Raw genomic sequence first — 6,299 nt, 5'->3', positions numbered from 1 at the left:
CCGAAGCGGACATGGACCGCGGCCGACGGATCGCTCGACAGCGTGACGGCGGCGACCTTGCCGAGGTCCTGCCCTGCTTTCAGCCGCGCCACCAGCTCGTCCGGCATCAGCCTCGGCGCCTGACGCGGCGCGACCTGCATGATGCCGGCATTGAGATGATCGACGATCTCGTCCTCGAAACTCATGATCGCGCCGGTCAGCGCGATCAGGGACACCAGCAGCGCCAGGACCAGGCCCGCGGCGGAATGGACCTGGAACAGGATCGCCTTGATGGTGTGTCCCAGCCGCCGCACTGCCATGGCTAGAACTTCACCGTCGCCGACAGCGAGACGCGCCGTGCATCGCCGATGGCCACGTTGAGATTGTTGACGGCGGAGGGATAATAGACGGTGTCGAACAGGTTCTTGACGTTGAACTGATAGATCACCGGCGTGTTCTGGTACTTCGTCTCATAGGTCGCAAAGATGTCGGCGACCACATAGGACGGCAGGAAGAAGCTGTTGGTGGAGTCGCCGGGACGATCACCAACGTAGCGCGCACCGCCGCCGACGCGAAGTTGACCCGGCAATGCCGTGCCGAAGTCGTAGACCAGATAGAGCGATGCGGTGTTCAGGGCGACGTTCTGCAGCTTCCTGCCGAGCAGCGTCGCATCCTCGGACGCCGTCACGCGGGCATCGGTATAGCCATAGCTGCCGATCAAGGCCCAACTGTCGGTGAGCCTGCCGGTGACGTCCAGCTCGACGCCGCGCGAGTGGGCACGACCGACGGTGTGAAGCTCCACGATGCCCGCGCTGTTCGTCTTCGTCGTCTGTACGTTCTTCTTGTCGAGATCGTAGACCGCCAGCGTGCCGGAGATGCGCTTGTTCAGATCGAACTTGACGCCGGTCTCGTACGATACGCCCTCTTCCGGAGCGACGTTGGAATCGATCACCACGCCGATCGGCGCAATCGTCGAGTTCGGCTTCAGCGATTGAGTGTAGCTCGCATAGAGCGAGATCTGGTCGGTCAGCTTGAAGATGGCGCCGCCGAGGGGCAGCACCTTGTCCTGGGACACGTTGGTATTGGTGTTGAACGGCTTTCCGCGCCCCGCGAGCTGGTCATAGTCCATGTAGCGCGCGCCGCCAACCAGCGCGAGCCGCTCGGTCAGATGCAACGTGTCCTGGACGAACAGCGACCACTGGCCAAGCTTGTCGGTCTGGGCGCTGTCGGGGTTCGACGGCGTCGTCCCTGGCCCGATCAACCCGTAGACGGGATTGTAGACATTGAAGTTGGGCGTTGACTGCCGGATCAGAGTGTCACGGTAGATCGTGCGATACTGACCGTCGCCACCAAACACCACCTCATTACGCATGTTGCCTAGCCAGAAGCCGCCTGAAACGTAGGACGTTCCATAGCTGACGTTGCTGAGCGAGCTTCCCGTGCCGTCATTGCTGCGCTTCTCAGCGCCGGTGGCGAAGTCGATGCTGGTGATGCGAAGCTGGTTGGCACTGAAAGTTTCGGTGTTGTAGCTGTAACCGGCGTAGAGTTTCCAATCCTGGTTGAAGCGATGCTCGACCGAGGCCTGGATCAGGTCCGACGTACCCCAGGTGTTGTTGAAGGGCTCGTCGAGCCGGCGGGTGGCGGGCACCGCGAGCGGTGACTTGGTCACTGGATTGAACGCCGTGCCGCGATCGAATGGGTAGATGAACTCGCGGTGCTCGTAGTTGAGCTGCATCGTGGTGTCCTGGCCGTACCAGGCCAGCGACGGCGCCACCAGCAGCTCGCGGTGCCGGCCGAAATTGCGCCAATAGTCTTCGCTGACGCCGTAGCCGATGAAGCGATAGGCGAGCCCCTGGTCGCCGATCGGGCCGGTGACGTCGAGGAGGCCGTCGGCGCCGGTCTTGGAAGCGCTGAAGGCCGAACCGAGCAGCGTGACCGAACCGTGCTGGTAGAGCTCCGGCCGCTTGCTGATGGTGTTGACGATGCCACCGGGATCCATGATGCCGTAGAGCAGCGAGGCCGGCCCTTTCAGCACCTCGACGCTTTCGACGGCGGGATTGAAGCTGCGCCCTTGCACCAGCGGCATGCCGTTGCGCATGATCGAGCCGTCGCGGTTGTCGCCGAAGCCGCGGCGGATCACCGCGTCCTGGCTGCCCGCGAGCGTGTTGGTCTGGGTGATGCCGGAGACGTTGATGAGCGCGTCGTCGATGTTGCGCGGGAGCTGGTCCTTCAACACCTGCTCGGGCACGACGTTGACGGCTTGCGAAGTGTCGAGCGGCGAGGCGCCGCTGCGCAGCGTGGTCGAACTCGGCATCGCGCGGTAGCCGAGCTTTGCCGCCTGCTGCGCGGCGGCTTCCGCGGCCGCGCGCTCCGAGAGCGTCGGCGCTGCGGGCGCAGGATTGCGATCGCGCTGGCGCGCCGCGGTCTGCGTGCGGCGTGGGGACTGCTCGGATGTGCGCGCCGGTTTCGGCCGTTGTGTCGGCGCCTCCACCGTCACCGGCGGCAGCGCCGATTGCGCCTGCGCGATCGTCGTCGTGGAGGGACATTCGGCGAGCAGCACGGCTGCTCCAATGAGAAGATTTGCGCGGCGCTTGCCGGCGAGATGACGATGGCCACCGACGCGGAGGCCATTCGGATGAGCACGCACGTTCGATTCACTTCCAGGTCAGACACGGCATTGAAGCTCGCGCGTCTAACAGTCGTGGCACGTGAAGAGAACTGCGGGCGGCTTTGAATCGCTCTAGTGTTGAATCGTTCTAAGAACGGATCGGCACCGAACGGCAATCTGCAATTGTCGCCATGGCAACGGCGACACGTCGCGCGCGAGTTCGCGGCGACGTATCACGATCTTGTGCGATCTCACGCGATGGCGGGAGCCGTCAATTCGTCGAGCTTGCGCTTGAGCGCGGCGCCGTCGGACGAGGCGCGCAGCGGCGGGCGCACGCGCTGCCAGGCGGCATCGCCGGTCTGTGCCGCCAGAATGGCCTTCAGCGTCGCGGTGAACGAGGCCGTCTTCAGCACGATGTCGATCGCGGCCTGCATGCGCGCTTCGACGTCCTTGCCCTCGACCATGCCCTTGACCAGCGCCGGCACGGCATTGGCCATGCCGCAGATGGTGCCGGCGCCGCCGGTGGCGATCGCGCGGGTGATATCAGCTTCGTTGCCGACGGTGATGGCAAGTTCGGGAGCGGCGGCGCGGAAGGCCTGGAACTGCTTGAAGTCGCCGCTGGAGTCTTTCAGGCCCGCGACCACCTTGCCGTAACGCTTGCGCAGGTTCGCAGCGACGGTCGTGGGGATCGCAACGCCCGACGTCTGCGGGATGTGATAGAGATAGGCGCGCAACCGATCGTCGGCGACGCCGTCGATGATCGCAGCAAAGGCATCCTCGATGCCTTCAGGCGTGACGCTGCGGTCGAAATAGGGCGGCAGCACCAGCACGTGACGCAGGCCGAAGCCGAGCACGGCGCGCGTCAGGGCGATGCTGTCGGTGATGGCGGGAAAGCCGCCGCCGATGCCGATGCGCTCCGGCGCAACGCCGGCCTTGAGCACGGCTTCGATGGTCGCGAGACGCTCGGCGACATTGAAAGAGGTGCCCTCGCCCGTGGTGCCGAACAGCACGACGCCGTCGACACCCTTGCCGAAGAGCTGCTTGGCATGCGCCGCGAGCTTTGCGGAGTCCACGCTGCCGTCCGCCGCCAGCGGCGTCGCCGATGCCACCCAGAACCCGCGAATTGCCTCGGTCATCACACTGCCCTTTGCTTCGATCCCGACCTAATCCTCTGATCTCCAACGATCTTACGGAACTGTGCCGGGCCTTGTTTTTGCTTTACTTTTCATCTTGTACCTTACATACAAGAGACACGCAAATCCTTTCCGGCGGCACGGCGCGCATGGGCGCAGCCAAATATTGAGGAGGTCTCGCATGAACATGGTGACCCCCATCGGGCGACCCGACCAATTGCTCGGCGCCCTGCGCGACAAGCTCGGCGCGGCCGCCGTGTTGATCGGCACCGACGTGCCCGCGCGCAATTGCAACGACTGGAGCGCGAGCCTGCCGCAGACGCCGCTGGCGGTGATCCGCCCCGTCGACGCGCAAGGCGTGGCGGAAGCGATCGCGACCTGCCGGCAGGCGCGTCTGCCGTTCGTGCCGCAGGGCGGACTGACCGGACTGTGCCGCGGCGCCTCGCCCGAGGCCGGCTGGGTCGCGATCTCGATGGAGCGCATGACCGGCATCGAGGAGATCGATCCGGCGTCGATGACGATGACGGTGAAGGCCGGAACGCCGCTGGAGACAATTCAGAAAGCCGCGGATGAAGCCGGCTTCTTCTTTCCGCTCGACCTCGGCTCGCGCGGCTCCTGCGCGATCGGCGGCAATCTCTCAACCAATGCCGGCGGCAACCGCGTGATCCGCTACGGCATGACGCGCGAGCTGGTGCTCGGTCTCGAAGTGGTGCTGCCCGACGGCACAATCATCACCAGCCTCAACAAGCTGATGAAGAACAATGCGGGCTATGACCTCAAGCATCTCTTCATCGGCTCAGAAGGCACGCTCGGCATCATCACCCGCGTGGTGCTGAAGCTGTTTCCGAAGCCGCGCTCGACCATGGCCGCGCTCTGCGCGCTGAACGATTATGCCGCGGTGGTCGCGCTGCTCGGCGCGGCGCGCAGCGGGCTCGGCCCGCTGCTGTCGGCCTTCGAGGTGATGTGGCCGGACTATTGGGACGTGATCACGACCCGCGCCGGCGTGAAGCCGCCGGTCGCAGCTAACCAGGGCCTCTACGTGCTGGTGGAAGCGCAAGGCACCGACGAAAGCGTCGACGCGCCGCGCTTCCAGGCCTGGCTCGAAGAGCTGATGGAGCGCGGGCTACTGGCGGATGCCGCCGTGGCGCAATCGCTGGCGCAGACGCAAAGCTTCTGGCGCGTGCGCGACATCTGCGCCGAGTTCGGCCAGGTGCTGGGGCCGCACATCTCCTACGACATCGGCCTTGCGGTGGCCCGGATGGACGAGTTCGCCACGCGCTGCAAGGCGGCGCTGGCTGCCGGCATCAAGGGCTGCGAAAGCGTCTATTACGGCCATATCGGCGACGGCAATCTGCACCTCGTCTCCTGGGTCACCGGCCTTGCCGTCGAGCAGCAGCCGAAGGAAGAGATGGACGCGATCATCTACGGACTGGTGCGCGAGCTCGGCGGCAGCGTCTCTGCCGAGCACGGCATCGGCACCTTGAAGAAGAAATGGCTGGGCCATGCCCGGAGCGAAGCCGAGATCGCGCTGATGCGGACGCTGAAAGCGGCGCTCGATCCGGACCAGCTGCTCAATCCCGGCAAGGTGGTCTGAGACAGGCAAATGCGCTCGCTCAAGCTCGATACGCCGAAATCGCTGTCGCAGCGGGTGATGCAGCGGCTGCGGCAGGCGATCATCGACGGCGAGTTCGCGCTGGGGGCCGCCATCTCCGAGGAGATGGTGGCGAATTCCTTTGGCGTCAGCCGCACCCCGGTGCGCGAGGCGATGGGCCAGTTGCAGGCCCAAGGCCTCGTGGTGATCCGTCCGCAGGTCGGCAGTTTTGTCTTTACGCCGAGTGCGGATGATATCTCGGCGCTCTGCACCTTCCGCATCGCGCTCGAGCCGAAAGCCGCCGAGCTTGCCTTCCGTCACGATCGCGACGGCGCGATGGCGTCGATGGGCGAGGCGATCGCGGCGATGGAGCCGGCGGTCGCGGCAAAGGACAACGTCGCCTATGGCCGCGCCGATGCCGCCTTTCACGAGGCGCTGTTCGCCCATTGCGGCAACCGCTACCTCGCCGAATCCTATCAGCTGGTCTCGGGCCGCGTCGCCGCGCTCCGCACCAATCTGACCTCGCCGATCGACGTGCGCACCCGCACCTCGTTCGACGAGCATCGCAAGCTGCTCGATCTGTTCGCGCGCGGGGAGTTCGCCGCCTTCGAAGAATTGATGACAACGCACATCACCAATTCAGGCGTGGTCTACGCCAGGGCTTTGAAGGTCGAGACATCTACGGTGGATTGAGCGCGGCTATTTCGCGTCCTTCGATCCCGGCCTGTCCAGAAAATCCAGCGCGGTGTTGATCTGCTCGAGCTGGTGCTCGATCTTGTCGCGATCCTCGACCGACGGCGCCTTTTCGAGCTGCTCCACGAGCTTCTGCTTCCGCAACAGCAGGTTCTCTATGACTGTACTCACAGCTCCCCCAGCGCCAGAGGCGAACATTGCGAGCGCACGCGAGCCGGGCCCGCCGCAACCCCTCCATCAGAATGTTCACGAGACCCGATGGTTCCTGCGGATGCACCGGCACGCGTGCGGATGG

General features: G+C 65.0%; 6 protein-coding genes. 2 read left to right on the top strand and 4 right to left on the bottom strand.

The genetic code is table 11. From position 1 onward, the window contains the following. The 3 genes from SE92_RS26475 to SE92_RS26465 form a co-directional block, all read right to left on the bottom strand. On the bottom strand, positions 1-299 hold a 299-nt coding region (locus tag SE92_RS26475; RefSeq protein ID WP_198172790.1), incomplete at its 3' end, for a PepSY domain-containing protein. Between the two features lie 2 nt (positions 300-301). Further along, positions 302-2,626 carry a TonB-dependent siderophore receptor gene (locus SE92_RS26470; protein ID WP_063200013.1) on the bottom strand — a complete coding sequence of 775 codons (2,325 nt, stop codon included), beginning with the start codon at positions 2,624-2,626 and terminating at the stop codon, positions 302-304. Between the two features lie 212 nt (positions 2,627-2,838). Further along, positions 2,839-3,723: a dihydrodipicolinate synthase family protein gene (locus tag SE92_RS26465; RefSeq protein ID WP_063200011.1), complete on the bottom strand. Its 885-nt coding sequence runs from the start codon at positions 3,721-3,723 to the stop codon at positions 2,839-2,841. A 178-nt stretch (positions 3,724-3,901) separates the two neighbouring features. On the opposite strand from SE92_RS26465, the gene SE92_RS26460 reads away from it, so the two are divergent. Then, positions 3,902-5,314, top strand: coding sequence for an FAD-binding oxidoreductase (locus tag SE92_RS26460; RefSeq protein ID WP_063200008.1), 1,413 nt, complete (start codon positions 3,902-3,904; stop codon positions 5,312-5,314). 9 nt (positions 5,315-5,323) lie between these two features. Further along, a complete protein-coding gene (locus SE92_RS26455) occupies positions 5,324-6,004 on the top strand; it encodes a GntR family transcriptional regulator (protein ID WP_063200005.1) in 681 nt (226 codons plus the stop codon). Positions 6,005-6,010: 6 nt separating this feature from the next. On the opposite strand, the gene SE92_RS36810 is transcribed toward SE92_RS26455, so the two are convergent. Continuing rightward, positions 6,011-6,175, bottom strand: a complete 165-nt coding sequence (locus tag SE92_RS36810; protein ID WP_198172788.1) for a hypothetical protein — start codon at positions 6,173-6,175, stop codon at positions 6,011-6,013. Between the last annotated feature and the right edge of the window lie 124 nt (positions 6,176-6,299).

The sequence above is a fragment of the Bradyrhizobium sp. AT1 genome (assembly GCF_001590795.1).
Classification (GTDB): Bacteria; Pseudomonadota; Alphaproteobacteria; order Rhizobiales; family Xanthobacteraceae; genus Bradyrhizobium.
The sequence above is the reverse complement of the archived record's forward strand: the minus strand, read 5'-3'. Positions and strand labels throughout refer to the sequence as shown.

Excerpts from the sequence above, each read along its gene's own strand:
- SE92_RS26465 (WP_063200011.1), bottom strand. The coding sequence starts at position 3,723 with ATGACCGAGGCAATTCGCGGGTTCTGGGTGGCATCGGCGACGCCGCTG.
- SE92_RS26460 (WP_063200008.1), top strand. The coding sequence starts at position 3,902 with ATGAACATGGTGACCCCCATCGGGCGACCCGACCAATTGCTCGGCGCC.
- SE92_RS26455 (WP_063200005.1), top strand. The coding sequence starts at position 5,324 with ATGCGCTCGCTCAAGCTCGATACGCCGAAATCGCTGTCGCAGCGGGTG.